This window comes from Thalassospiraceae bacterium LMO-JJ14, assembly GCA_021555105.2.
GTDB lineage: Bacteria > Pseudomonadota > Alphaproteobacteria > Rhodospirillales > Casp-alpha2 > UBA4479.
The window spans coordinates 3,804,626-3,831,354 of the sequence record CP134604.1 but is presented as its reverse complement, the minus strand read 5'-3'; the positions used below and the strand labels follow the sequence as shown (position 1 = coordinate 3,831,354).

Below are 26,729 nucleotides of genomic sequence, written 5' to 3'. Positions count from 1 at the left end.
TTCAGCGGCGCGTTCGCGACAGGATCAGAAACACCGACGCCGCCAGCGCCAGCGCAGGCAGGGCCGCATCGCGCCAGAGATCCATCGTCGCGGCGGACGCCAGATCCCAGGCACTCCATAGCATCGGCCAGGCGAGCAGCCATAACGAAGCCCGGCCATACACCGTGAACAGGACGGCAACGTTGATCAGCGCGACCGTCGCCGGTGTGATGGCGAAACCGTGCGTTGTTTCGATCGGCATATGCATGAAGAACGTCAACAGGGGGGGCAGGACGAGTGCGGCGAACAGGAGCACGACACCGATCTCGTGCGAGCGGGTGCGCCCGGCGATGATCTCGAAACGCCCGAGCAGCCCCCCCCAAAGCACGCTCAGCAACCCTTGCACAATGAACAGTACGCCGAACGGCACGGCGGCCCAGTTCAGATCGGCATAGGTTTCAATATGAAATGCCCAGCCGGTCCAGATCCAGAATGTGCCGACGATCAAGGCCAGTATCCGTCCGGCGGAACTGTCGGCGCGCTTCAGGCAATACAGCAAGACACCGCCGAGAGCGACGGCGACGAGCAAGGCCGGCCAGTACGTTTCGTTGTAGCGGCCGAACATACCGACATAGACATCAGGCGAAAACGGGATCAGCCGGTCCATGGTCTATAAGCCTGCCACATAGTCGGCCATGCGCCGGCGCGTTTTGGTATCCGGCAGCGGCCCGCGCATGGCGTTCATATTCTCGCTCATGTGTTCGACGCTGGATGTTGCGGGAATGGCGCAGGTGACAGCGGGGTGTGAAATGATGAACTTCAGCAGGAACTCGGGCCAGTTGGCGGCACCCGCGTCCGCTGCCCATGCGGGCAACGGGTGATCCTGCACGAAATCGATCAGTTGTTTGCGCCGGTACGGCCGGTTGCAGATCACGGCGATGCCTCGCTCGGTGGCCAACGGCAAAAGCCGGTCTTCGGCCTCGCGGTCGACGGCATTGTATGTGAGCTGCACGAAGTCGATGTCTTGCGTTTTCATGATGTCTTCCATGCCGCTGTGCCGCATGCCGTGCGAGGTGGTGATGCCGATGTAGCGGACCCGGCCGGCGACCTTTTCCGCACGCAGCGTTTCTAGGTGTGCTTCCCAGTTCAGCAGATTGTGCACCTGATAAAGATCGAAACGCTGTACGCCCCAAAGCCGCCGTGCGTTTTCAATCTGCTCGCGGCCATGCAGGGTTGACGGTGTCCATACCTTGGTCGCCGAAAACAGGGTGCTCGGGGTATTCAGTTGTTCCAGGGCATAGCCGACCACTTCCTCGGACGAGCCGTACATGGGCGAGGAATCGATCATCCCGCCGCCCATCTCGAAGAATCGGGCCAGCACCTTTGTGCGTGCATCGCGCAAGCGCCGGTCTTCACCGACGTTGAACGTGATCCACGTGCCCATGCCGATGGCGGGAATGCGCTCGCCCGTGCGCGGGATCGGTTTTGTCAGGATGTCAGGGCCGGCGGCGAACGCCGGCAGGCCGCCCGCACCAAGTGCGGCACCAGCGGCAGCAAGGCCCATAAAGCGGCGGCGGTCGATATGGAGGCATGACATCTGCGGTCTCCACGGTTGCTTCTTCTGAAAGATAGGAAGTGTAGCGCCATATTTCGAGGCTTGCGTTCGTCCCCGGGTGCGGGTTTTCTAGCGCCTGACAACGGCCGACAGGGAGAAGCATTCATGAGCGTCACAGAAATTCGCGCCGAAGTTTTTTCGGCAATGCCTGAAGAGCATCGGGTTTTCGGACAGCCGTCCGACTGGGTGAATGCCAACAAGCCGGGCGCAGACGTGCCGTCGTTTCTTGAAGGACCGTCGTTCGACAGGGGCGGTAATCTGTGGTGCGTCGATATTCCGTGGGGACGTATTTTCCGGGTCACGCCATCGGGGGAATGGTCGGTCGGGGCCGATTACGGCGGCTGGCCGAACGGCTTGCGGGTGATGCCCGACGGCACCATCCAGATCGCCGATTATAAGCGCGGCATTATCATCCTCGATCCGAAGACGGGCGATGTGCGTGATCGCTTCGGTTCGAACCGAAGCGAGGGCTTCAAGGGCTGCAACGATTTGTTCTTCGGCGCCGACGGCACGCTGTATTTCACCGATCAGGGCACGACCGGCCTGCACGACCCGAGCGGGCGCGTCTATCGCGTGCGCCCGGACGGCAACGAAGTGCTGGAACGCCTGATCTCGAACGGGCCGAGCCCGAATGGTCTCGTCACCGGTCTCGAGGACAAGGTGCTGTACGTCGCCATGACTCGTGCCGCTGCTGTCTGGCGCGTGCCGCTGTATCCGGAAGGCCCGAACAAGGTCGGCCTGTTCGCACGTCTGCCGGCGGGGGTCATCGGGCCGGACGGCATGGCGCTGGACGAACGCGGGAATCTTTATGTCTGTCACGCCAGCCGGGGGCGGATTTATGCCTTTGACGAACACGGCGAGGACATCCTGACCGTCGACTGCCGCCATATCGGCCGCACCACGACGAACCTGGCTTTCGGTGGGGTGAACAACGACGAGCTGTTCATTACGGTATCGGACGCGGGTGTGATCGCACGCGCGAAGATGCCGGTGCCGGGGCGGCGGATGTACAGCCACACGGGCTGACGGGGCGCGATACCTTAGATCAGGTGTCGGCTTTCAGAGACCGCTACATCATCATATCAGCCGGCGATGGGCGTCATGTGATTGTCCCACCTGCGGAACGCATGACGTTCGGCGTTTATTGGCAGAAATGCGGTGCTCAGGGTCTCAATCGTTCCGTTGCCGCTGGACACCACCATCCCGCCGGCTGACGGGGCGAGAGCGCAACCGTCCGCCAGTTCCACATGGCCCTGCCATTTTCCATCGGGCAGCCGCCAGAAACCGACCAGGCCGCCCCTCGGCGACGAGACCGCAAGTGTGCGGCCCGGCGTATCGAAAACGACCGATCCGCAATAGCCGTTGAAACGGCTCAGAATGTTCTGCGGCATGGGCAGGGCGGCAAGGCGGCTGTCTTGGCCGTTGTGGAGATAGACGAGGGGTAGTTTCCGCCCGTCGCTGAGCTGATCCTGGCACCCGACGCAGACGCTGCCGTCGGCGGTCAGGGCGATATGGCGGATGCTGAGTTTCTGCAGGCGGTCTTTGGAGAAGAAGATTTGGTTCGAGATCGTGCCGTTGCGGGCGTCGATATAGGCAAGTGACGGCCGCATGGTATCGATGTTGAGCTTCTCCCTGCCATTGTCGGGGTGCGTCAGGATGCCGCCGTTGGCAACCGCGAGCGTGCGACCGCCGGGTGTGAGAAGTAACTGATGCGGGCCGATTCCGCCGCTCGGGAACTCGCCGGTTCGGACATAGCCGTTGGCGGCATCGTAAACACCGATCACGCCTTGCCCGTTGTCGAAATTGTTTTCCGTCATCCACAACGTCTTGCCGTCGGGGCTGTAGATGCCGTGACCATAAAAGTGCCGCCCGGCGGCAGGTGACAGGCGGTGGCGTTCGCGCCCCTCATCAATATCGAAAACGATGGCAAACCTGCCGGGGCGGCGGGCGACGACAAGACCCTCGTTCGAATGCGGGCGCACGGTCGAGCCGTGGCCGCGGCCCGGCAGGGGCAGGTCCCAGCGGATGACGAAGTCCGGACCGATCCGCGAAACCATGTGCTGGGCGCGGAGCTTGTCATAGCCGGTGGCAAGAAAACCTGAATTTGCCGCGGCTCGGACAGTCCGGGGCAGGAATGCCCCGAAGCCGAGCGCCAGCATCGACGCCGTAAAGGTGCGCCTGGAAACAGGCGGGCTCAGGGTTGATTTCGACATTCAATCAATCGCCGTCCAGATTGTTGAAGCCGAGGTTGACCTGCAAGGTTTCGGGCAGGCTTTCCGCAATCAACTCGCGCAGCGATGCCAGCGTTCCGGCCAGGGCGCGAAAGCGAACCGGGCCGAGCTCTTCGCTCAACAGCACCTTGCCGTTTTCCCCCATGGCGCGGATGGCGTCCTCGGCTTCGTCGAATTGATCGAGGATCAGCTTGTGTTGGGGATCGTCATCCGGCGCATCGGCGTACAGCAGTTTATAAAGCTCGCGCAATGCACGGATGTTGACTTCGACATTTTTCAGGCTGCGGCCGCTCAGCCAGTTTTCAAGCTGCAACGGCCGGGGGCGTTTCGTGCCGGCCGGCTGCTTTAATTTCACGGATTGAATGAATTCCAGCGCAGTGACGAGATCGTTCACCGTGTTGGCGATGTCGATCTTTGCGTCTCCGTCCGTTCCGCCGCTTTCCGCCTTCAGTACGGCGGCAATGCCGGCGATATTGTGCGTGATCGCCTCGGCAACCCGGCAACGGACCGCTTTTTCGCCGCCGACAAGATGCTGGGACAACGGTGCGTCATCGAACAGCAGCCTTTCCAGCGCCGGAAAGCCCTGCAACGCAACGCTGGCCCCGGCGATTCCCTGCGCAAGGCCGGGAGAGGCCGGTTCCGCCAGAAGCTTCCGCAAATGCCGTTCCGTGACGCCGCGCTTGTCGGGCCAGAACTGCAACCGTGCATGACGGTCGTCCATGGCAACTGCGCCGTGGCGGAAATGCTGTACGGCCTGCCAGGCATCCATGGCGTCGTGAAACGCTGTGCGGATGGCCAGCATGTCGGGTGCTTCATGGATGTTCTTGCAGTGCACTGTGGTCTCGTATTCAAGCACATGGGCCCTTTCCGCGAAATGTGCATACCCGGGTTCAATCTGATTATTATAAATCGCTGTGCGTATCGCTGCGTAATCGGGCTGAGTGGCCTGAGCGGACAGAGACGGCAACAGGACGGCACCGAAGAATAAAGCTGTGATCAGGCTTTTGCCCATCAGAGTGACTCCAGAAATTTGATCAATGCGTCGCGGTCTTCGGCGGACAGTTCGCGAACATTGTTCTTTGCGGCTTCGGCCTCACCACCGTGCCACAGAATCGCTTCGAGAAGATTTCGCGCGCGTCCGTCATGCAGGAAATACGTATGCCCGCTGACGGTTTTCGTCAAACCAATGCCCCATAACGGCGGCGTGCGCCATTCGTATCCGTCGGCGGCGCCTTCGGGCCGATGGTCGGCCAGGCCGTCGCCCATGTCGTGCAAAAGAAGATCCGTATATGGCCAGATCAACTGGTGCGAATGCTCGGGCCGGGACGGTTCCGTTCGGGTAATGTATTTCGGTATGTGGCACGAGATGCAGCCGCTTTCATAGAATATGCGCTTGCCTTTGAGCACGTCCTTCTTGCCGACGTCACGACGCATGGGCACCGCCAGATTTCGGGAATAGTGCGTGACAAGCTGCAGGACGTCCTCGTCCGCCTCGAGGTTCTTGTCTTGCGCGCTCGCGCCGTGCGGTGCCTCGCGACAGGGCGTCTGCGCCAAAGTACAGTCGCCCCAGGGCCGGCTTGCCTCTGGATTGGAAATACCGATGTCGCCGGCAAAAGCGCCGCCGGACTGCTGGCGAATGGACGGATTGCCGGCTTTCCAGCCAAAGCGGCCAAGCACGACCTTGCCGCTTTCATTGTCCCAGACCAGATTGGCGCGGCCGGAAATGCCGTCATTATCGGCGTCGTCGGGATCGGCGTGGGCGAGGATGTCATCTGCCGCGATCATTTCGATCAGGCCGAGGCCGATCATCTGCGGCGCGACCCGGGGCGACAGCATGGTGTCGGGGTGCATCGGCCCGTATTTCAGATCGGTGACGCTGTATTCGGGTTTCCGCAAATTGATAACGGTGCCGTCGGCGAGTTTCACGTGCTGTTCGGTGTACGTGATGTGCATGTGGCCTTCGGGGTCGATGCCCTGGACCGCGAAATCCTGAAACTGCCCGCCGTATGTTGGCTCGTTGATGACATTGACGCGGTGTTCGTCCAAAAGTTTCCTGTCGGCGTCGCCCCGGGGCGGAATCGACAGACGCAGAAACATGGAAACGGCGGGGGCATTGTTGCTTTCCGGCGGATGTCCGCGCCCGTCCTTGAGGTGGCAGCGCTGGCAGGAGCGCGCGTTGAACAGCGGGCCGAGCCCGTCCGAGGACTGCGTCGAGGATGGGGCGGAAACCCACAGCCGCTTGAAGAAACCGTTACCGATCTTGAAACGCATTTCCTGTTCAAGGGTCAGGTTCGCCGAGCTTTGCGAGAAGGCATCCGCATTGGCGCGCGGGCGTACCGTTGCCGCGCCAGCAGACATGGCTTCGAATTTCTCAGGGGCAGCGAACGACGTCGCCGGTTTCAGGATTTCGGCTTCGTTGGCGGCATATGCGCCGGTCGTGGCCAGAAGCAGGGCCGCCAGCGCTGCACTGGCGAATGTTCGGGTATGGGTCATATCGTGCTCTCTTGAGAATGTGCGGTGCGAACAGCATGCTGCCCGCACCGTACCCGCCAGTTGTTATTTAAAGACAGCATTCGGATTATCGAGACTGTCCGATCTTTCCAAAGCAAGCGCCTGCACGCCAAGTGCCGGCGCCGCTTTCTCGATGGCCTTGGCCTGCGCCACCAGACCGTCGACAACGGCCTGAATGATCGCGTTGCCCTCGGCATTGCCTTCACCCAGCATCTGGTCATAAGCCATGGTGCGGCTGTCGGCTTTGGCTTTCATGATCGCCATTTTCTGTGACGCATTCTGCATCGCGCCTTCGATCATGGCGGCGACAGAGGCATTCTTTGCGGCAACCAGCGAAGCGACGCCCGGACCTTCGACGACACTGCCGTCAATGCGCACATAACGGCCGTTATAAATCGCCACCATCCCAAGCTGATCATAGTAGTGAGAGTTGTGGGTGTTGTCGGAAAAGCAGTCGTGTTCTTCTTCGGGGTCATGCAGCATCAGGCCGAGTTTGATGCGCTCGCCAGCCAACTCGCCATAGGAAAGGCTGCCCAGCCCCTGAATGACCGCGCTGATGGCCAGTGCCGGGTCGTCGGTCACACGGGTGCGTGCCTCGCCGCCTTCCGCCCATTTCGCGACCATTCCCGCCAGATCATCGACCAGAAGGTCGGTCGCCGCCGTCAGGTACTGAACGCGGCGATCGCAATTGCCGCCGGTGCAGTTCGCGTTGTCGAAATCCGTCGCCGGACGCTTGCCGGCACCGGGGCCGGTGCCGTTCAGGTCCTGCCCCCAAAGCAGGAATTCGATGGCGTGATAGCCGGTCGCGACATTGGCTTCGATGCCGTCAAGTTCCTGAAGCGTGTCGCGCAACAGCGCCGGGGTGATCATCTTTGCATCGATATTCCTGCCGGCAATCGACAGGTTCGGGTGCGCAATGACGTTGGCGGTGTAATAGGGGTTGGCGTCGGCGCTGGTCCCGTATGAGGCGTCGACGTAATCGATCAGGCCCTCATCCAGCGGCCAGGCGTTGACCTTGCCTTCCCAGTCATCAACGGCCGGGTTGGCGAAACGGAAACCCTCCGTCTGCTGATAAGGTTTGCGGGCCGCCAGCCAAGCCGCCCGTGCCGCCAGCAGTGTCGTCTCGCCGGGGCTTGCGGCGAGTTTGCCGACGGCGCTCCGCAGTGTTTCCGATGTTGCCAGCGAGTCTGCGTACATGGCGTGCGCAATGTCTGCGTAAGTCATGGCTATGGCTTTTGCGTCCGACGCCAGGGCGCCGGAGGCGGGCAGTGTCAGGAACACCGTCGCCGCCAGGGTAAGTTTTCTGAACATTGTCATTTTCCTCAGTTGTCTTTTTTGGGACCTCAGTATTCGGCAGCAAGCTTCAGCGTCGCCGTGTGGCCACTGTTGCCGGTGCCGCCGTCGGATACCGCGTAGTCCTCGTCATGCAGGTATTCGCCGGTGATCGAGAAATGATCGACGATGGCGACGGTGACGGCGGCGCCGTACCGGGTTTCAGGCAGACCCAGGGCGAGTGCTTCCTTGGTACCCTGTGCGGTCGCGGCGAAGGTCGTTTCCTTGCCCATGACCGGCAGCGTGTAGGCAGCTTCGAGGTTCCAGGCGACGGGCTTCGCACCTTGTCCGTTAAAGGCGACTTCGCCGCTCTGGAAGGATTTCAGGGCCGTCATGTATCCGCCCAGCAGCGTCATGCCGGAGAACGTGACATCGCCATGCGCCTCGAACCCTGAGACATAACTGTTGATAGCGGTAGCATTAGTGCCGAGCGCCGTCGTCAGGCCATCGGAATCCGCCATGTTGTTGAGGTAGGCAATGCCGCCGTTGAAGGCGACGCCGCCGTTTTCCCCGCCATAGCTGAGGGCGGAGCCGAACTGATCGATCCTGTTGCTTTCGCCGGTTTTCTGGGTGTCGCCGTTATAGATGAACCCTTCCAGCGCGAACCCACCCTTCGCCGCACCGAGAAGGATCGAGGCTTCCTTGGTTTCACCCAGATTCTTGGTCAGCGGATCGGTGCTCATGGCGGTATCGAAACCGCCGAACGGACCGGCCCATTTGCCGGCCTGCAGATAGAGCGGGAACTGTTCGGTGTTACCGAGGGTCGCAAACGCCTCGTCGAGAGAGATGGTCTCTGTGCCGTCATCCTCGTAGAGCATCTGCACATGCGTCGCGAGGTACTCGTGCGGCTGGGTATCGACGAAGAACTCGACCTTGGCCAGGGTGATGTCGCTGGTATCGGCACCGCTGTAGGCTTCGGTATTGGTCATCTCAACCTCGGCAACGCCGCCCAACGTTACCTTGTCGAGGATCGACGGCTTGGCGGCGGCTTCATCGGCTTTGGCAGCGGCCTGTTCGGCTTTGCCTTCCGTCGCCTCAAGACGGGACCGCAGGGAATTGATCTGCTGCTGCTGTTTTTCGATTAGCTTGATCAGGTCGCCGAGTTTCGGTTCCTGGGCAGATGCAGGCGATGCCAGGACGAGCGTGAATACACTCACGCAAAGCGCGCTTCCCAGGAATGTGCGCGTTAAAGGCTTCATCTTTTCGTTCTCCTCGTCTTTCTTCGGTTGGTCGTTCTTGGGGGTGGCGCGGCATGCGCCGTTTTAGATCATGCGGACCCGTTCGTGAGGCATGTCCTCCGGTGCCGGCGCGCTATCGTTGGTGTCGGTTTCTTCAACGCCGGCTTTTGCATTGAGGGCGGCCATCAGCGGCGCCAGACCGCTTGTGCGGAGCGGCACATACGTTTTCATCAACTGCCGGCACAGCTTCTTGACGTTGCAGACGGCATCATGGCTGACGCAGTCGCACGGAAAGACAACGGTGTCGGCCCGCGCGATGGCACTGGCCAGTTCATGGATGGATTTTTCCTGGCCGCCGTCGTGATGCAGGAACTCAGCGTTCCAGTTCTGTAAGAGCTGGCGGTAGCGGTTCACAGATTGTGGACGGCCGCCGACATAGAGGATGCAACGGCCGGCCAGATCCGGCGATGACCAGCTCGAATCGGTCATGTCCCTTTCGTCCGGGTGCATTGTGCTGAGCGCATCCTCGACGTCACGTGCCTCGTCGCGGAGTACGGCGATGACCTCGTTCATCTTTTCGATTTCGCGCTCGCGTGCCGCGAGCCTGCTGCGGAGCATGCGGGCCTCGTTGATAAGGGCATCCGTTTCCGCCGGATCGTTTTCCACGCTGCCGAAGTCTGCAATGTGGATCGACGTCGTCTTCGCGTTGCCCTGAGCAAGCTTCTTTTCCAGGGATTCGATGGTGCGGGATTTCTCGGCCATGCGCTCGGCATGATGACGCCGCTCGCGGTCGCGGTCCTCGCGCGCCTGGGCAAGATCGTTCTCAAGCTCACCCAGACGGCGGATGTCGGCGCGATTCGAGGCACCGACCAGATGCGACAGCATGTGCACATCGGCGAACATCCGTTCCGCCAGTTTTGCCGGCGTGTCCGGGTGGCTCATCAGGGCCCAGAACGGCCCCGGGATATCGCCGGCTTCAAGTGCTTCTTCCCAAGCAAGGGTAAGCTCTGCGGGGCAAACCGTTTTCACGAGCTTACGGATCGCTGTGGCATGCTTTCGGTCGAGCAGGGTATTCAGGAATTTGGATGTCTTGTTGCGGCTCGCCGCATGGCTGACGAAGTGACCGTGCAATTGGTAATCGACAGGGAAGCCCGGTTTCGGGGCCAGATCGAGCTTACGGCCGAGTGCGCGAAGATCGCGGAGGGACAGGCAGGTGCCGACGATCGAGCAATGCCAGCCATCGCTCAGTTCCCAGATCTTGCGGCGTTGTGCCTTTGCGGCGGCGAATTTGCCGTTGCTTGAGCAGGCTTCGCACATGATCGCTCTCCTCTGATGGACCTTGGAATCTCATAAATGAGATTAATAATCATTCTCAATTGACTCGTAGAGGAGGGATTTGTTAAATGCAAGTGAAAATCATTATTAATTAAGATTTTTCTGATTTAGGGAGTGCATCAGGTGACGAGATATCGGCATAAATGCTGGCCGCCCATGCTCCGCATTGCGACGTCAGCTTTCGTATCTCGTGGTGCCGCGGCGGTTGGCATCAATCGGCAGTTCCATCAGTAACGGTTGGTGCGCACGCTGCGAGCAGGCATGACGTGGACAAAGATGGCAGTTGATGCCGATCGGGCTGAATAGGCCGCCGTCGTCGGTATTGAAAGGCGCAGCATAGGCGAGACGGTGCGCGTGCTTCATTTCACAACCGAGCGAGATGGCGAGGCGGCGGTCCTGGGTATCGCGGCTGAACACCGGGCGTTCGGTGGTACGGCTGATAGTGAAGAAGCGCTCACCCTCCGGCAGTTCGACGAACTGCGGCACGATGACTCCCGGTGTTCGAAACGAGGTGTGGATGTTCCACACAGGACATGCGCCGCCGTATTCCGCGAGATTGAAGGACGTTGAATTGAACCGCTTGGTGACGTTGCCTGCCTTGTCGACGCGCAGAAAGAAGAAGGGGACACCCTTGGCGCCTTTGCGTTGCAGGGTCGTCAGGCGATGGCAGACCTGTTCGAAGGAGACCCCGAAGGCAGCGGCGATACGATCGACATCGTAATGCGTTTCTTCGGCGGTTCTGTGAAACGGTTTGTAGGGCATCAGGAATGCCGCCGCGAAGTAGTTCGCCAACTCGGCCTGGCAACGGGCAACGCTGGAGGGCGAGCGCACGCCGCTGTCAGCGGTCAGCCGTTGCAGCACATCGGGCAATTCGACGAGGCACAGGATATGGGCGAGTTGGAAAATTCGGTTCTGATGGTCCAGCGCCTCGGAAAGACGCACTGTCGCATCGCCGGCGGAATAGATCCTCAGCGCATCGTTCATGTCTTCGACGGCGGCGGTGGTGACTTTAATGCCGTGGTCGTTCAGCAGCCGCGCTTTGAGCACGGCGTAAACGTCGTCGGCATCGCACGGCTCGGCTATGCGGAGCTGTTCGGCCGCTTTTTCAAGTTCGGCGAAATAATTTGAATGATTACGGAAAAAATCATGGATCACCGTCTCCGGCGCTGATGTCAACAAGTTATCGGGCATGCGTTCGCCACCGAGATGCATCAGCTTATCGATCGCCGAGCGATGGCTACGATATAAAAACAGAAACTGGTTGACCAGCCGGGGGGCATGGTCGATGGCCGCGCGAAGTTCCATCAGGTCCGGCAGGTCTTCGCCGAACACCGGATCGCGCACGGCATTTCGAAGATCCGCCAGCAGGGTCGAGTCCTCATCCTTAATAAGGTCGCGCCAGTCGACGCCGTAGGCATCGGCAAGCGACATCAGCACCTGCACGGACAGCGAACGCTGATTGTTTTCCAGAAGATTGACATAGGCCGTGGATATCCCCAGCGCCTTGGCCATCTCCGCTTGGGTTTGATTGTGCTGGCGGCGGAGCTGACGGAGCCTCGGGCCAACCAGAGTTTTGCGAATACGCATGGAGCACCTGATGAAGGAAATTTTACAATTTAACATAAATAACAAAATGTAACTCATACAATCAACACATAAACACGAAATCTAATGCCCCGCCCGTGCCGCCCGAATAGAGTGCCGCGATTGGGATATATCGCACGGACAGCGTTCTCAGATAACGCGCGGTGCGGTCGAGGAAACAGCCAGGAGAGCGGTCATGGCCTATAAAATTCTAATTCTCGGCGCCTCGTACGGCTCCCTGCTCGGTACAAAGCTGCTGATGGCGGGTCATGACGTTACGCTGGTCTGCCGTAGCGCAACGTCGCGGTTGATCAACACCGAAGGCACGGAAGTTCGCATCAGATTGAAGGGCGAAGATGCGCACCGGGCCATTCGTTCCGGCGATCTGCCGGGGCATCTCGATGCTATGACACCGGAACAGGTCAAGCCCGAGGACTACGACCTAGTCTGTCTGGCGATGCAGGAACCGCAGTATTCCGCGCATGAAATCTGGACTCTGATGGTGCGAATTGCGGATGCGTGCGTGCCGTGCTTGTCGATCATGAACATGCCGCCGCTGAGTTATCTGAAACGGATCGATGGTCTTGATACTCGTGCATTGGAAAGCAGTTACACCAATTCGCGTGTCTGGGACCGTTTTGATCCCGAACTGATGACCCTATGCAGCCCCGACCCGCAGGCATTTCGGCCACCTGAAGAAGGCGCCAACATCCTGCACGTCGGTCTGCCGACGAATTTCAAAGCCGCCCGGTTCAGAGATGTCGCGCAAAACGAGATGCTGCACCGGCTCGAAGCCGATATTGATGCGGTGCGCCTCGAGGGAAAGGATGTTCCCGTCAAGCTTCGCGTCTACGGCTCGCTGTTCGTGCCGCTGGCCAAATGGAGCATGCTGCTGACCGGCAACTATCGCTGCATTACCAATGCCGCCCCAATCAGTATTCGCGATGCAGTCCATACTGATATCGAACGTTCACGGGAAATCTATACCGCCGTCGATGCCTTGACGGCAAAACTCGGTGCGGACCTTGCCGATGCGGTGCCGTTCGAAAAATATGCCAAGGCAGCGGAAAATCTTCTGAAGCCGTCATCGGCGGCGCGTGCCATCGATGCCGGTGCGCCGTTCATTGAACGCGTCGATCTGCTGGTCAGCGCCATCGCTAAATCTCTAGGCATGGAGAACACCGAATTCACCCGTATCGCCGAAACCGTCGATGCACAGTTGAAAAACAATCACCAGTAAATCGCCTGAGGAACAGGCGCGGACTGCCACAAAAAACATCAAACCGTCCATTCGAGGAGACAACAAGATGCCAGGTTTCAAAGGGTTGGCCATCCCGGGCCCGACCAACATGCCGTTTCAAATCCGACAGGCGATGGATGTCGCATTGGAAGATCACCGCGCACCGGATTTTCCCGACTTCACGCTGCCACTTTTGGCAGACCTGAAGAAGGTTTTTCGTACCGAAACAGGCCATGTCCTGGTGTTTCCGGGATCGGGGACCGGTGGCTGGGAGGCGGCTGTCACTAATACTCTGTCGTGCGGCGATACCGTGCTGGCGGCGGACTTCGGGCAGTTCTCGCACCTTTGGGTCGATCTTTGTGTACGCTTCGGACTCGCGGTCGACGTCATCGATGTAGAATGGGGCAAGGGGGTGCCGCTTGAGGAATACGAAGCGCACCTTGCCGCGGACAAGGACCACAAGATCAAGGCGGTTCTGGTCTGTCACAACGAAACCGCAACCGGGGTCACCAGCGATGTTGCCGGCGTGCGGCGTATTCTGGACGGTCTCGGCCATCCGGCGCTTTTGTTTGTCGACGGCGTCAGCACCATCGCTTCGCTGGAATTCAGGATGCAGGAATGGGGTGTCGATGTTGCGGTATCGGGCTCGCAAAAAGGTTTCATGCTGCCGACGGGATTGTCGATAGTCGGTGTCAGCCAAAAGGCATTGGAAGCAAAGAAGACCGCAGGCATGCCGGCATGCTTCTTCGATTTCGACGATATGCTGAAGGCCAATGCGCAGGGCTATTTTCCCTACACGCCGGCGACAACGCTGTTACGCGGTCTGAGAGCGTCGATCGACATGCTGCTGGATGAGGGCATGGACAATGTCGCACGGCGTCATCATCGCCTGGCCGGCGCCGTTCGCGCTGCCGTCGATGCCTGGGGGCTGACGAATTGCGCACAGGGTCCGCAGTGGTATTCCGACACGGTGACGGCGGTCGTGGTGCCGGAGGGGTTTGACGCCAATGACGTGATCAAGACCGCGTACCACCGCTACGACTTGTCGCTCGGCGGCGGACTGAGCAAGGTCGCGGGCAAGGTGTTCCGGATCGGTCATCTGGGCTGGCTTAACGAGATTATGGTGCTTCAGGCATTGGGCGGTGCCGAGATGGCGATGTACGATACCGGCATTCCGTTCGAGCCGGGTGCCGGTGTCGGTGCTGCGGTCCGTCACTTTGGCCAGGCGCAGGCGGGCGAGGTCAAGAGCGCGGCCTGAATGCGATAATGAACGTCAGACTTGAAGAAAGCGGATGGCCGTATAGTCATCCGCTTTTTCGTGCGTTCAGTCCTGCCAGTACCGGTGCAGGGTCACATGTTCCATGAGACCGCCGGGAATCTCGTCGATGCCGAGACCCGGCGCGTCCGTCATCACGACATCTCCGTCCGTGATCGCCGTGCCGGGGATACTCTCCCTCAGCGGGTTGGGATTGGTGTCGACTTCGAGAATGCCGTCGCCGCCGACGGCGGCCAGCAGATGCGCCGAGGCAACCAAGCCGATGCCGCCGCCCAGGTAATGCGGACAGTAGGTCAGGCCGCCTGCGATGATCGCGCGCGCCACATCCAGGTTTGCGCTGAAGCCGCCCCATTTTGCCATGTCCGGTTGAACAAATCTCAGGTAGCCGCCGTCAATGGCGGCTTCAAAGTTCGCAAGCCCTGTGATGTTCTCGCCGGCGGCCAGCGCAACGCCGCCTTCGGCTGCAAGGCGTTGCCAGTCTTCAAACGGCGCGTCGGCCAAAAGCGGCTCTTCCAGCCAGCCAAGCCCGGCATCCGCCGCGCCCTTGGTGAATTCGAGCGCCTGATCGAGATCCCACGCCTGATTGGCGTCGGAAAACAGCCGCTCGTCGTTTCCGATCATCGGCGCGATGCGTGCCAGCGCCGCCAGGTCCTGGGCTGTGTCGAAACCGACCTTGACCTTGAAGTTGCGGATGCCCGTCGCCCGCGCTTCGTCAATCACGCTTTCCGCGATGCCGATGTGAATGCCGCTGGCATAGACCGGCACCCGGTCCTGCGCATCGGGATCGATGAACGTTCGCACAGGCTTCCCTGCGCGGCGGGCCGCCAGATCCCAAAGCGCAATATCGATGCCGGCAATGGCCTGATTATAAGGGCCGGGTTCGGCGGTTTGTAGAATGCGTACATGGACTTTTCTGCTGAGCGCCGCAAAGGCCTGCTGCGGGGATGTAAACTCACCGGCCGTCAACAGCGGGCCCAGTTCCTCAATCGCCATCATGACCCGGTGTTCGGCACCGCAGGCGGGGAAGTTGCACCATATTTCGCCGAAGCCGAAGCTGCCGTCGTCGGCTTCCAGTCGCACGAATACGGCGGGCCGGCTACGCATGATGCCGAACGATGTTTCGACCGGCCGTTCGATGGCGATGCGGAACGCCCAGGCGTCAATGCGATGGAGCCGGAGCGGCCCGGAAAAATCACAGGCATCGTTATGGGTCATGGGGGTTCCTCGTGTTTCGGGCCGTGTCGTCCGCTCAGGCTAAAGATATTATACTTGTAGGGGAATTGAATATGCGAAACGATGGGCCAGAAACCAAAGTATAGGAGACACGACATGCTTAAAACTCTGGGTGTCTTGAGCGTTCTGGTATCCCTGACAGGGGTGTAGCATGCGGCGGCGGATGATTTCTCCCTGGCCTTCGAATGGGGCGATATTCCGCTGTGCACGACGGGGAATCCGAATACCGTTCCCAACCCGACGTTCACGCTGAAAAACGTGCCTGCGGGAACCAAGTTCCTGTCGTTTACGCTGACCGACCTTGATAAACCGTCATACGCTCATGGCGGGGGAACCATCGAATATACCGGGCAGGATGTTATCCAGCCGGGGGCTTTCACGTATAAGAGCCCTTGCCCGCCGAGCGGTTCGCATGATTATGAGTGGTCGGTCAAAGCCAAGGAGAGCGACGGCTTTTTCAGTGGCTCCATCGCTTCGGCGACGGCGACGACAACCTACCCCTGACCCTAACAGGCGGCAGCGGTCTTTCGGTTGAATTTGATCCGTTTGCTGGAGATGTCCGAATGCTCTTGCCGGATTGACGGTGATTGTGGGCGCCATGCTTGTCTCTGCACGCGCGTTCGTTTTTCGAATTAAGCCGCAATGTGGGTCTTTCCGGCGCTGGTGATCGGCCAAAATCCTTGATACATACAGGTTATGACGATGGCAGGTTATGACGATGGCAGGTTATGACGATGGCAGGTTATGACGATGGCAGGTTATGACGATGGAAATTGTAAAGCTTGGTGAACCGCTGCTGGCCGAAGTCCGGGGCATCGATATTTCGCAGCCGCTTGATGCGGATGCGCGCGAAGCCATCAACCGGGCGTTTCTGGAACACTGTGTGCTGGTGTTCCGGGACCGGGAATTAACACCCGCACAGATGGTCCGCTTTGAAAGCGTGTTCGGCACGCCGTTGATTCATGTGACGAAGAAATACCGGCATCCGGAAATCGACGAGCTGATCGTCATGACTAATCTCAACGCCGAGGGCGAGGTCGACGAATTCGAATCCCGCCGCGGTCTCGGCTGGCATTCGGATATGTGTTATCTCGAAGTTCCGGCAAAGGCGACCATGTTGCACCCGCTGGAAATCCCGGACGAGGGGGGCGACACGCTGTTCGCCAATATGTATCTGGCGCTGGAGGAGATGCCGGCTGAACTCAAGGAACGTTTGCAGGGCTTACGCGGCACATTCCGCTTCGGGGGGCGCAGCAATGACGTGCAAAACCGACTGGATCCCGCTGACCGGGATAAGCCGCTGATCAATCATCCGGTCATCCGCCGCCATCCGGAAACGGGACGTGAATCGATTTTCGTCAACCCCATCCATACGGTCGGGATACTCGGCATGCCGGATGAAGAGGCCGTCGCCTTGCTGGACGAAGTGTATGAGTGGTGCGGACAGTCCCGCTATCAGGCGCGCCATCAGTGGCGCATGGGCGATACGCTGGTTTGGGATAACCGCTGCACATGGCACAGCGCCACGGGCGACAATCCCCTGCGCCAACGCCGGCGTTTTCTGCGCGGCAATACCGCCGAAACCATACAGTAATTGCGGCAGTCAGCCGTGGAGAAGAAATCTTGAGGAAAGAGTGGTGGGCCCGGCAGGACTCGAACCTGCAACCAGACGGTTATGAGCCGTCGGCTCTAACCAGTTGAGCTACAGGCCCACCAAGGCGCGGTGGTTGGCCGCGCGGGTCAACTGATTACCCTTTTTTGGCGGCAGAGAACAGACCGAATTCGGCCTTTCCGATCAGTAATCCAGGAAGCTTCTAAGTTTTCGTGAGCGCGACGGATGTTTGAGCTTGCGCAGCGCCTTGGCTTCGATCTGACGGATTCGTTCGCGAGTTACCGAGAACTGCTGGCCGACTTCTTCCAGCGTGTGATCGGTGTTCATGCCGATACCGAAGCGCATGCGCAGCACACGTTCCTCGCGCGGCGTCAGTGACGCCAGCACGCGCGTCGTGGTTTCGCGCAGGTTGGCCTGAATGGCGGCGTCGAGCGGCTGCACGGCCAGCTTGTCCTCGATGAAATCGCCCAGATGGCTGTCTTCCTCGTCGCCGATCGGGGTCTCGAGGCTGATCGGCTCCTTGGCGATCTTCAGAACCTTGCGGACTTTTTCCAGCGGCATCGAAAGCTTCGTCGCCAGTTCTTCCGGCGTCGGCTCGCGGCCGATTTCGTGCAACATCTGGCGTGACGTGCGGACCAGCTTGTTGATGGTCTCGATCATGTGCACCGGAATACGGATAGTGCGCGCCTGATCGGCGATGGAGCGCGTGATGGCCTGACGGATCCACCACGTCGCATAGGTCGAGAACTTGTAGCCGCGGCGGTATTCGAATTTGTCGACGGCCTTCATCAGGCCGATGTTGCCTTCCTGAATCAGGTCCAGGAACTGCAGGCCGCGGTTGGTGTATTTCTTGGCGATCGAGATCACCAGACGCAGGTTGGCCTCGATCATTTCCTTTTTCGCCTTGGCGGCTTCGCGCTCACCCTTCTGGACGATGCCGACGATGCGGCGGAACTCGCCGATCGGCAGGCCGACGGCGCCGGACACGTTCGAGACTTCCTCGCGGATTTCCTTCACATCGTCTTTGTACTTCTCGGCGAAGCGCTGCCAGTTCTTGGTCGGCATCTTCTTGCAGCGTTTGATCCAGTCGGGATCGAGCTCAAAGCCGCGATAATTCTCGAGGAAGTCCTCGCGGCGGATACGCGACGTGGTGGCGAGGCGCAACAGCTTGCCTTCAAGGCGCACCAGACGCTGGTTGAGGCCGTAAAGCTGATCGACGAGGGCTTCGATGCGGTCATTATTAAGATGAACGCCTTCCATCAGCTCGATCAGTTCCTGACGCAGTTTGACGTAGCGCTTTTCCTGGGAGTCCTTGAACTCGCCGACACCCTGCATGGCTTCCATGCGGGTGATCTGCAGGCGTTGGAATTTCTTGTAGGTTTTGGCGATCTCTTCGAATGTTTCAATGACTTCGGGCTTGAGTTTTTCCTCAAGCGCAGCGAGCGACATATTGTTCTGCTCGTCGTCGTCCTCATCGTCATCGTCGTCGGTGGTTTCGCCGTCTTCCGACTTTTTCTCGCCGTCCTCGTCATCGGACTTGGCTTTCTTCGGCGCCTCTTCGGTTTTCTCGGCGGGTTTTTCCTCAACGGCTTTCAGGGCCGGTGTTTCAGCGCCGTCTTCACTTTCTTCGTCTTCTTCCTCGGTGCCGCCCTGTGGCGCCTGCCCCGGGCCGCCGCCGAGCGTCGCGTCGAGATCGACGATTTCGCGCAGCAGGATTTCCTCGGCAACCAGCGCATCATGCCAGCGGACAATGGCCTGGATCGTCAGCGGGCTTTCGCAAATGCCGCCGATCATCATGTCGCGGCCGGCTTCAATCCGTTTGGCGATGGCGATTTCGCCTTCGCGCGACAGCAGTTCGACCGAACCCATTTCACGCAAATACATACGCACCGGATCATCGGTGCGGCCAAGGTCGCTCTCGTCTACGTTGCCGGCGGTAGACTTCTCGGTTTTTTCGTCTTCTTCTTCCGAGGCGGTGTCGTTGGCGGCTTCTTCCTGTTCTTCGTTCTCGACCACGTTGATGCCCATTTCGGACAGCATCGCCATGGTGTCTTCGATTTGTTCGGAGGAGACATCCTCGGGCGGCAGCGCGGCATTCAGTTCGTCATAGGTGACGTAACCGCGTTCCTTGCCCTTGGTGACCATCTTCTTGACGGCGGCATTCAGGGTATCCAGCAGAGGGCTGTCGGAACTTTCCTCGGACGTGGTACGCGCTTCGCTCGCTTGTGCTTTGGCCAATATACAAAACCCCTAAACGCCCGGTACCAAGATGGTCTCCGGCGACCTCAAAATCACTAGGCTTTCAACGCTTTCATGCGTCCAAAAGCCATTTCCGTCGTATCTTCCCCCAACGCCGCTTCGGCCTGACGCAACTCTGTGTCATGGTCTTTCGCGGTCAGCCGCTGGTAGGTGTCCAACCACCCTTCCAGGGCTTCTTTAACGTCACTGTCCGCGCGCGCGAACCGGGCATGCATATAGACGCTTTTGCTTAATAGCATGCCAATTTCGGCAACGAGACCTTCCTCCGAGAGGTGGTTTCGAAGTTCCTCGGAGTCAAGGCTTTCATGCCGGGCGAGGGTGTTTAAGACCCGCTGGCGCACGTTGTCAAGCTCGACCGTCGAAAACTCAAGCATTCCAAGGTGTTCCTCGATCTCGTCGAAGATTTCCGGATGGTTGATCAGAGTCGACAACAAAATCCGTTCACGCAGCGTATCGGCGGGCGTGGCGGCGCTGGTTTCGGCGCGCGCGTCCGCCATCACGGCGCCTTCAACCTTGGTTTTTCCGAAGCCCTTGCGGGGCGTGAACTTGCCGCCACCGCGGCTTTGCGGCTGTGTGCCCCGTTCGCCCCAGAGTTTGCGCGAGAAGTAATCGGAAAAATGCCGCCGGAACGTGGCATCGGAGATGTCGCGCGCACGCTGATCCAGCTTTTGCTGCACATCTGCGCGGTCCTCGGGGCTTTGCGGCATGCGCCCGCCGGTCACTTCGCGCCATATCATCTCGGAGAGCGGCAGGGCATTTGTCAGCAGTTCATCGAATGCGCCCCGGCCCTTTGCGGCGACGAGGCTGTCGGGATCTTCGCCCGCAGGCAGGATCGCAAAGCGCAGCGCATGGCCCGCCTGCATGATCGGCAGCGCACGCTCGGCGGCACGGAAAGCGGCTTTCTGACCCGCAACGTCGCCGTCGAAGCACATCACGGGTTCCCTGACGACGCGCCACAGGTCCCTCAACTGATCTTCGGTGAGTGCCGTGCCCAGCGGCGCCACGGCATTGTCGATACCGGCGCGGGCCAGACCGATGACATCCATATAGCCTTCGCAGACGATCATGCGCCCGGCCTTGCGGGCCGGCGCGCCGGCCAGATGCATGCCATAAAGCGCGTGGCGCTTCTGGAACAACGGCGTTTCAGGACTATTGAGGTATTTCGGCTCGCCATCGCCGAGTATCCGGCCGCCAAAGGCGATGACGCCGCCGCGCCGGTCCTGGATCGGAAACATGACGCGGCCTCTGAACCAGTCATACGGATCGCCGTTGTCGGGCACCCGCAGCAGACCGGCCTCGATCATCAGTTCTTCGGCGACGCCGTCGCGCGTCAGCGCGGCTTTCAGTGCACCCCGGGAATCAGGTGCGAAGCCGAGCCGCCACGTTTTGATGGTGGCATCGTCAAGTCCGCGTCTTTTCAGGTATTCAAGCGCGCCCCGGCCTTCCGGCATACGCAGCATCTTTTCGAAGAAATCCGCCGCATGTTCGTTGACGTCGGCGAGGGTCTTGCGCTTTTCAGAGCGCTGACGCTCTTCGGGGGTGTTCTGCGGCATCTCCAGCCCGGCCTCGGCGGCGAGTTGTTCGACCGCTTCGGGGAAACTCATGCCGCCGACCTCAATCAGGAACGTGAACACGTCGCCTGAATTCTGCGTCGAAAAGCACTTATAGAAGCCCTTGTCCTCCATGACGTGGAAGGACGGCGTTTTTTCGTTGGTGAACGGCGACAGGCCCCAGAAATCGCCACGTGCGCGTTCCTTCAGGCGCACCGTGCGGCCGACGACCTCGGCGATGGAAACACGCCTTCTGATCTCGTCGAGGAATTCGGGGGTAAAGGTGCTCAATTTCGGCTCCGGCTGTGAACCTCGTAATCTACTCCTGCGCGGGCATGCTTGGAAGTGCCGGTGTTGGCAAAATCACTCAGTTATCCCAAGTTAACGGTACTTATCCACAGGCGGCGATCTATTCTCCGATGAGAAAGGAGACGTCCGTGAGTCTCTTCTCCATTTTGGTTCGTACCAAATGGATTGGCGACGGGTGAAGGGAGAGGGGATTACACGCCGAGTTCTGCCTTGACCTTGCCGGCGGCCTTCGAGAAATCCATGCGACCGGCGTAATTTTCCTTCAGGTACGCCATGACCTTGCCCATGTCCTTGATGCTTTCGGCGCCGCTTTTTGCAACGGCCTCGGCAACGGCAGCGGTCTGTTCCTCGTCGGAAAGCTGCTGCGGCAGAAAGCTCTCAATGCAGCAGATTTCCTCGGCTTCCTGCTGTGCCAGGTCGGGACGCCCGCCCTTGGAATAGGCTTCGATGCTGTCGCGGCGCTGTTTCACCATGGATTGCATCAGGCCGAGGATTTCCTCGTCGGCAATGCCATCGGTGTTTCCCTTGGATCGGGCCTGGATATCGCGGTCCTTGAGGGCAGCGTTGATCAGGCGGATCGTTGACACTTTTCGCTCTTCCTTGGCGCGCATCGCGTCCTTGAGCATGTCGTTCAACTGCTGACGGAGCATGGAATCTCCTCCTCATTGGTCAGAAGGGCCGGACGTTATCGCATCGGGGCACGCGTGACAACCGGATTCAGTTTTATAACCCATTGATTTTAAAAGAATAAAATAATTGCCCTGAACGCTTGACGCGGCGGGGGGCTTTGCGTATCTACTCTGCCAGTCTAAACCGACCCCGGCTGGCAAATATCGTGACACATGAAGTAGAACCCGCTGCACCCGAACACAAGGGTGCGGAGTCTTTCTGCGCCCCAAGTGGGGCGACAGCGGTCATCGTTCTGGCCGACGGAAGCCTGTTCTGGGGGCGGGGCGTCGGCGCCGCCGCCGAAGCCGTGGGCGAGGTCTGTTTCAATACCTCCATCACCGGCTATCAGGAAATCATGACCGACCCCAGTTACGCGGGGCAGATTATCACCTTCACCTTCCCGCATATCGGCAATGTCGGTACGAACCCCGAAGATATCGAAACCATAACCCCGGCCGCCCGGGGTTGTATTTTAAGGGCCGACATCACCGAGCCCGCCAACTGGCGCGCGACGCAGCATCTGGATGCGTGGCTGAAGTCACACGGCCTGCCGGGGATCTCGGGCGTCGATACGCGGAGCCTGACCCGCAAGATCAGGGACGCAGGCGCACCGACGGGTGTGATCTGTCACGCGCCCGACGGTACCTTCGATATTCCGGCACTGATCGAAAAGGCCAAGGCATGGCCGGGGCTTGAGGGCATGGACCTCGCCATCGAGGTAACCTGCAAGCAGACATATAAATGGGACGAAACGAAATGGGTGCTCGGTCAGGGCTACGGCACGCTGAAGGACCCTAAATATAACGTCGTCGCCATCGATTACGGCATCAAGCGCAACATCCTGCGTTGTCTGGCGTCTGCCGGGTGCAACGTCACCGTGGTGCCGGCGACGGCGAGCGCGGAAGATATCCTGAGCTTTGAGCCGGATGGCATCTTCCTGTCCAACGGCCCCGGCGATCCGGCGGCGACGGGGGAATACGCGGTGCCGGTGCTGAAAGTGCTGATCGACAGCGGCAAGCCGATCTTCGGCATCTGCCTCGGCCACCAGTTACTGTCGCGCGCACTTGGCGCGCAGACGGTGAAAATGCATCAAGGCCATCGCGGCGGCAACCAGCCGGTCAAGGACTTGGCTACAGGCCGCGTCGAGATCACCAGCCAGAACCACGGCTTCGCGGTCGACACCGAAAGCCTGCCGGCGGGTGTCGTCGAAAGCCATGTTTCGCTGTTCGACGGCTCGAACGAAGGCGTGCGCGTCGAGGGCAAGCCGATCTTCTCGGTGCAGTATCACCCCGAAGCCTCGCCCGGCCCGACCGACAGCCATTACCTGTTCGAGCGCTTCACCAAGCTGATGGACGAGGCGAAATCGTAAATGCCCAAACGTACAGACATCAAATCCATCATGATCATCGGCGCCGGGCCGATCGTTATCGGTCAGGCCTGCGAGTTCGACTACTCGGGCGCGCAGGCGTGCAAGGCGCTCCGCGAAGAGGGCTACCGGGTGATCCTGGTGAACTCCAATCCGGCGACCATCATGACCGACCCGTCGATGGCCGATGCCACCTATATCGAGCCGATCACGCCGGAAGTGCTGGAAAACATCATCGCCAAGGAACGCCCGGACGCTCTGCTGCCGACCATGGGCGGGCAGACCGGCTTGAACGCCGGGATGGCGCTGGCCGAGCGCGGCACGCTCGAGAAATACGGCGTCGAGTTGATCGGCGCCAAGGCCGATGTCATCGCCAAGGCCGAAGACCGGCTGCTGTTCCGCGACGCCATGGACAAGATCGGTCTGGGGACGCCGAAATCGGAAGTCTTCACCGGCGAATACGAGATGATCGAGATCCCCGACCGCGACGGCAAGATCAAGGAAGTCACGATGCTTGCCGCGTCGTCGAAACAGAAAGCCATGGAAGCGCTGAAAAGCGTCGGCCTGCCGGCGGTGATCCGGCCTGCGTTCACGCTCGGCGGTACCGGCGGCGGCATCGCCTACACGACCGAGGAATACGAACAGATCGTGACGTCGGGCGTCACCGCATCGCCGATCAATCAGGTGTTGATCGAGGAAAGCGTGCTGGGCTGGAAGGAATTCGAGATGGAGGTCGTCCGCGACAATGCGGACAACTGCATCATCATCTGTTCGATCGAAAACGTCGACCCGATGGGCGTGCACACCGGCGATTCCATCACCGTCGCCCCGGCGCTGACGCTCACCGACAAGGAATACCAGATCATGCGCGATGCCTCGATCGCCGTGCTGCGCGAGATCGGCGTCGATACCGGCGGCTCGAACGTGCAGTTCGCGGTCAATCCGGAAGACGGCCGCCTTGTCGTTATCGAAATGAACCCGCGCGTCAGCCGTTCGTCGGCGCTGGCATCGAAAGCGACCGGCTTCCCGATCGCCAAGGTCGCCGCCAAGCTGGCCTGCGGCTACACGCTGGACGAGTTGCAGAACGACATCACCGGCGTCACGCCCGCTTCGTTCGAGCCGACCATCGATTACGTGGTGACGAAAATTCCGCGCTTCACGTTCGAGAAGTTCCCCGGCACGACGGCTTTGCTGACGACGTCGATGAAATCCGTCGGCGAGGCGATGGCCATGGGGCGGACCTTCGAGGAAAGCCTGCAAAAGGGGCTGCGCTCGATGGAGACCGGGCTCACCGGCATGAACGAGATCGAGATCGAAGGTGCGGTCAAATCCGACGGCAATATCGATACCGATGTCGTCAAGGCGGTGCTCAGCGAAGCGCGGCCGGACCGCATCCGCTATATCGCCCAGGCCATACGACACGGCATGCCGCTGGCAGACATCCAGCGTGCCAGCAAATACGACATCTGGTTCCTGGAACGCATCAAGCATATCGTCGATGCCGAGGAAGAAGTGCGCCGGGACGGCATTCCGGACGATCCGCAGGCGCTGCTGCGCCTCAAGAAAAAGGGCTTTTCCGACGAGCGTCTGGCGGAACTTGCCGGTGGTGATGTCGACGCGGTCACCGAAGCGCGCCGCGCACTCGGCGTGCTGCCGGTCTACAAGCGTGTCGATACCTGTGCCGCCGAATTCGCCTCGCAGACGTCCTATATGTATTCGTGTTACGAGGGCGACGGCCTCAACCCCGCCGAATGCGAAGCCGAACCAACGGCGCGCGAGAAAGTCGCCATCCTCGGCGGCGGACCGAACCGCATCGGCCAGGGCATCGAGTTCGATTATTGTTGCGTGCACGCGGCCTACGCGATGAAGGAAGCCGGTTTTGAGGCGATCATGGTCAACTGCAACCCGGAGACGGTGTCGACCGATTACGATACGTCGGACCGATTGTACTTCGAGCCGCTGACCGCCGAGGACGTGATCGAGCTGTTGCGCGTCGAACAGCGCAAGGGGACTTTGAAGGGCGTCATCGTGCAGCTCGGCGGGCAGACCCCGCTGAAGCTCGCCGCCGCGCTTGAGAGCGCGGGCATTCCGATTTTGGGAACCTCGCCCGACGCCATCGATCTGGCCGAGGACCGCGAGCGTTTTCAGGCACTGTTGCAGAAGACCGGGCTTCGCCAGCCGGCGAACGGTCTGGCCCGTTCCCAGGAAGAGGCACTGAAGGTCGCGCACGACGTCGGTTATCCGCTGGTGATCCGCCCCAGCTATGTGCTCGGCGGGCGCGCCATGGAAATCGTCCACGACGACACGGCACTTGAACGCTATATGCGTGAAGCCGTGGTCGTTTCCGGCAAAAGCCCGGTGCTGCTCGACAGCTATCTGCAGAACGCCATCGAAGTCGATGTCGATGCGCTTTGCGATGGCAGCGATGTCTATGTTGCCGGGATCATGCAGCATATCGAGGAAGCGGGCATTCACTCCGGCGACAGCGCATGCTCGCTGCCGCCATTCTCGCTTTCCGAGGACATCATCGCCGAGCTTGAGCGTCAGGCCGTGATTCTGGCCAAGGCACTCGGTGTCGTCGGGCTGATGAATGTGCAGTTCGCGGTCAAGGAACAGGACATCTATATCCTTGAAGTCAATCCGCGTGCGTCGCGCACCGTCCCGTTTGTCGCCAAGGCGACAGGGGTGCCGATTGCCAAGATCGCGGCGCGCCTGATGGCCGGGGAAAAACTCTCTGCCTTCACGCTGCCGAAGCTGGGTTCCATGAAACACGTTGCCGTCAAGGAAGCGGTCTTCCCGTTCTCCCGCTTTCCGGGTGTCGACACGCTGCTCGGCCCGGAAATGAAATCGACCGGCGAGGTCATGGGCATCGACAGGGATTTCCATCGCGCCTTCGCCAAGTCGCAACTGGGCGCAGGGATGGCGTTGCCGATGTCGGGCGGCGTGTTTATTTCCGTTCGCGACGCAGACAAGGATACGGCCCTGACCATTGCGCGTATCCTGCACGGGATCGGCTTCGAGGTTATCGCCACCGGCGGCACGCAACGTTTCCTTGAAGCCAACGGTGTGCCGGCGTCACGGGTCAACAAGGTCCTGGAAGGCCGTCCGCACTGCGTCGATGCGCTGACCAACGGCGATGTGCAGCTCGTCATCAACACCACCGAGGGTGCGAGATCCATCGCCGACAGCTATTCGATCCGCCGGACCGCGCTGACCAACCATGTGCCGCACTACACGACAATGACCGCAGCGCTCGCCGCAGCCGAAGCGATTGCCGCCATCATTACCGAGGGTGGTGCAGGCGGGCTTGCAGTCGCGCCGTTGCAGGCTTATTTTGATCCTTCGTATTAGGCTTCCCCTTAATTGATACCGCTCCGGTGATCGCCTTTCGGTGATCAGGGGCATTGACGTTTCGGGGAGATATTGAGGAGGGCCGGTTTCCGGCCGGGG

The 26,729-nt window shown here is 60.1% G+C and carries 20 protein-coding genes and 1 tRNA gene; 7 read left to right on the top strand and 14 right to left on the bottom strand.

Annotation, left to right across the window (positions count from 1 at the left end):
* Position 1 precedes the first annotated feature (1 nt).
* Together L2D14_18130 and L2D14_18125 are read right to left on the bottom strand one after the other, a co-directional pair.
* On the bottom strand, positions 2–646 hold the full coding sequence (locus tag L2D14_18130) for a DUF6064 family protein (protein WNJ99764.1): 645 nt from the start codon (positions 644–646) through the stop codon (positions 2–4).
* A gap of 3 nt (positions 647–649) precedes the next feature.
* Positions 650–1,576, bottom strand: coding sequence for an aldo/keto reductase (locus tag L2D14_18125; protein WNJ99763.1), 927 nt, complete (start codon positions 1,574–1,576; stop codon positions 650–652).
* Between the two features lie 123 nt (positions 1,577–1,699).
* Here L2D14_18125 and L2D14_18120 point away from each other — a divergent pair, with 123 nt between their 5' ends.
* The gene (locus tag L2D14_18120; GenBank protein WNJ99762.1) at positions 1,700–2,620 is read left to right on the top strand and encodes an SMP-30/gluconolactonase/LRE family protein; all 921 of its coding nucleotides are present in this window, start codon (positions 1,700–1,702) and stop codon (positions 2,618–2,620) included.
* A gap of 56 nt (positions 2,621–2,676) precedes the next feature.
* On the opposite strand, the gene L2D14_18115 is transcribed toward L2D14_18120, so the two are convergent.
* The 7 genes from L2D14_18115 to L2D14_18085 form a co-directional block, all read right to left on the bottom strand.
* Positions 2,677–3,807: a DUF1513 domain-containing protein gene (locus tag L2D14_18115; GenBank protein ID WNJ99761.1), complete on the bottom strand. Its 1,131-nt coding sequence runs from the start codon at positions 3,805–3,807 to the stop codon at positions 2,677–2,679.
* Between the two features lie 4 nt (positions 3,808–3,811).
* Positions 3,812–4,837 carry an imelysin family protein gene (locus L2D14_18110; GenBank protein ID WNJ99760.1) on the bottom strand — a complete coding sequence of 342 codons (1,026 nt, stop codon included), beginning with the start codon at positions 4,835–4,837 and terminating at the stop codon, positions 3,812–3,814.
* Positions 4,837–6,318, bottom strand: coding sequence for a di-heme oxidoredictase family protein (locus L2D14_18105; GenBank protein ID WNJ99759.1), 1,482 nt, complete (start codon positions 6,316–6,318; stop codon positions 4,837–4,839). The genes L2D14_18110 and L2D14_18105 overlap by 1 nt, the downstream gene beginning before the upstream one ends.
* Positions 6,319–6,381: 63 nt before the next feature.
* Entirely contained in the window at positions 6,382–7,647 is a 1,266-nt protein-coding gene (locus L2D14_18100) for an imelysin family protein (protein WNJ99758.1), read from the bottom strand.
* A gap of 32 nt (positions 7,648–7,679) precedes the next feature.
* Positions 7,680–8,867 (bottom strand): LbtU family siderophore porin, encoded by a 1,188-nt coding sequence (locus L2D14_18095; protein ID WNJ99757.1) that lies wholly within the window; start codon positions 8,865–8,867, stop codon positions 7,680–7,682.
* Positions 8,868–8,930: 63 nt separating this feature from the next.
* Positions 8,931–10,163, bottom strand: a complete 1,233-nt coding sequence (locus tag L2D14_18090; protein WNJ99756.1) for a DUF2325 domain-containing protein — start codon at positions 10,161–10,163, stop codon at positions 8,931–8,933.
* Positions 10,164–10,355: 192 nt separating this feature from the next.
* Entirely contained in the window at positions 10,356–11,768 is a 1,413-nt protein-coding gene (locus L2D14_18085) for a short-chain fatty acyl-CoA regulator family protein (protein WNJ99755.1), read from the bottom strand.
* 193 nt (positions 11,769–11,961) lie between these two features.
* Between L2D14_18085 and L2D14_18080 the strand changes: the two genes are divergently transcribed.
* Positions 11,962–13,005, top strand: coding sequence for a 2-dehydropantoate 2-reductase N-terminal domain-containing protein (locus tag L2D14_18080; protein WNJ99754.1), 1,044 nt, complete (start codon positions 11,962–11,964; stop codon positions 13,003–13,005).
* A gap of 67 nt (positions 13,006–13,072) precedes the next feature.
* Complete coding sequence (locus L2D14_18075) at positions 13,073–14,263, top strand: aminotransferase class V-fold PLP-dependent enzyme (protein WNJ99753.1); 1,191 nt, start codon at positions 13,073–13,075, stop codon at positions 14,261–14,263.
* A 66-nt stretch (positions 14,264–14,329) separates the two neighbouring features.
* On the opposite strand, the gene L2D14_18070 is transcribed toward L2D14_18075, so the two are convergent.
* Positions 14,330–15,496 carry a mandelate racemase/muconate lactonizing enzyme family protein gene (locus L2D14_18070; GenBank protein ID WNJ99752.1) on the bottom strand — a complete coding sequence of 389 codons (1,167 nt, stop codon included), beginning with the start codon at positions 15,494–15,496 and terminating at the stop codon, positions 14,330–14,332.
* 192 nt (positions 15,497–15,688) lie between these two features.
* Between L2D14_18070 and L2D14_18065 the strand changes: the two genes are divergently transcribed.
* The gene (locus L2D14_18065; GenBank protein WNK01705.1) at positions 15,689–16,018 is read left to right on the top strand and encodes a YbhB/YbcL family Raf kinase inhibitor-like protein; all 330 of its coding nucleotides are present in this window, start codon (positions 15,689–15,691) and stop codon (positions 16,016–16,018) included.
* Between the two features lie 262 nt (positions 16,019–16,280).
* A complete protein-coding gene (locus tag L2D14_18060) occupies positions 16,281–17,108 on the top strand; it encodes a TauD/TfdA family dioxygenase (GenBank protein WNJ99751.1) in 828 nt (275 codons plus the stop codon).
* A 41-nt stretch (positions 17,109–17,149) separates the two neighbouring features.
* Here the strand turns inward: L2D14_18060 and L2D14_18055 are convergent.
* From L2D14_18055 to L2D14_18040, 4 genes are all read right to left on the bottom strand, one after another.
* A tRNA-Ile gene (locus tag L2D14_18055) sits at positions 17,150–17,226 on the bottom strand.
* 83 nt (positions 17,227–17,309) lie between these two features.
* Positions 17,310–19,364 carry an RNA polymerase sigma factor RpoD gene (gene rpoD / locus L2D14_18050; GenBank protein ID WNJ99750.1) on the bottom strand — a complete coding sequence of 685 codons (2,055 nt, stop codon included), beginning with the start codon at positions 19,362–19,364 and terminating at the stop codon, positions 17,310–17,312.
* A gap of 56 nt (positions 19,365–19,420) precedes the next feature.
* On the bottom strand, positions 19,421–21,226 hold the full coding sequence (gene dnaG / locus L2D14_18045) for a DNA primase (protein WNJ99749.1): 1,806 nt from the start codon (positions 21,224–21,226) through the stop codon (positions 19,421–19,423).
* A 209-nt stretch (positions 21,227–21,435) separates the two neighbouring features.
* Entirely contained in the window at positions 21,436–21,894 is a 459-nt protein-coding gene (locus L2D14_18040) for a GatB/YqeY domain-containing protein (GenBank protein WNJ99748.1), read from the bottom strand.
* A gap of 185 nt (positions 21,895–22,079) precedes the next feature.
* Between L2D14_18040 and carA the strand changes: the two genes are divergently transcribed.
* Both carA and carB read left to right on the top strand, forming a co-directional pair.
* On the top strand, positions 22,080–23,282 hold the full coding sequence (gene carA, locus L2D14_18035; protein ID WNJ99747.1) for a glutamine-hydrolyzing carbamoyl-phosphate synthase small subunit: 1,203 nt from the start codon (positions 22,080–22,082) through the stop codon (positions 23,280–23,282).
* On the top strand, positions 23,283–26,630 hold the full coding sequence (carB, locus tag L2D14_18030) for a carbamoyl-phosphate synthase large subunit (protein ID WNJ99746.1): 3,348 nt from the start codon (positions 23,283–23,285) through the stop codon (positions 26,628–26,630).
* Positions 26,631–26,729 lie beyond the last annotated feature (99 nt).

Coding starts and splice junctions, on each gene's coding strand:
- L2D14_18060 (WNJ99751.1), top strand. CDS start 16,281: ATGGAAATTGTAAAGCTTGGTGAACCGCTGCTGGCCGAAGTCCGGGGC.
- L2D14_18115 (WNJ99761.1), bottom strand. CDS start 3,807: ATGTCGAAATCAACCCTGAGCCCGCCTGTTTCCAGGCGCACCTTTACG.
- L2D14_18095 (WNJ99757.1), bottom strand. CDS start 8,867: ATGAAGCCTTTAACGCGCACATTCCTGGGAAGCGCGCTTTGCGTGAGT.
- L2D14_18075 (WNJ99753.1), top strand. CDS start 13,073: ATGCCAGGTTTCAAAGGGTTGGCCATCCCGGGCCCGACCAACATGCCG.
- L2D14_18070 (WNJ99752.1), bottom strand. CDS start 15,496: ATGACCCATAACGATGCCTGTGATTTTTCCGGGCCGCTCCGGCTCCAT.
- L2D14_18105 (WNJ99759.1), bottom strand. CDS start 6,318: ATGACCCATACCCGAACATTCGCCAGTGCAGCGCTGGCGGCCCTGCTT.
- L2D14_18120 (WNJ99762.1), top strand. CDS start 1,700: ATGAGCGTCACAGAAATTCGCGCCGAAGTTTTTTCGGCAATGCCTGAA.
- L2D14_18125 (WNJ99763.1), bottom strand. CDS start 1,576: ATGTCATGCCTCCATATCGACCGCCGCCGCTTTATGGGCCTTGCTGCC.
- L2D14_18080 (WNJ99754.1), top strand. CDS start 11,962: ATGGCCTATAAAATTCTAATTCTCGGCGCCTCGTACGGCTCCCTGCTC.
- carB (WNJ99746.1), top strand. CDS start 23,283: ATGCCCAAACGTACAGACATCAAATCCATCATGATCATCGGCGCCGGG.
- L2D14_18040 (WNJ99748.1), bottom strand. CDS start 21,894: ATGCTCCGTCAGCAGTTGAACGACATGCTCAAGGACGCGATGCGCGCC.
- L2D14_18110 (WNJ99760.1), bottom strand. CDS start 4,837: ATGGGCAAAAGCCTGATCACAGCTTTATTCTTCGGTGCCGTCCTGTTG.
- L2D14_18085 (WNJ99755.1), bottom strand. CDS start 11,768: ATGCGTATTCGCAAAACTCTGGTTGGCCCGAGGCTCCGTCAGCTCCGC.
- L2D14_18130 (WNJ99764.1), bottom strand. CDS start 646: ATGGACCGGCTGATCCCGTTTTCGCCTGATGTCTATGTCGGTATGTTC.
- L2D14_18090 (WNJ99756.1), bottom strand. CDS start 10,163: ATGTGCGAAGCCTGCTCAAGCAACGGCAAATTCGCCGCCGCAAAGGCA.
- L2D14_18100 (WNJ99758.1), bottom strand. CDS start 7,647: ATGTTCAGAAAACTTACCCTGGCGGCGACGGTGTTCCTGACACTGCCC.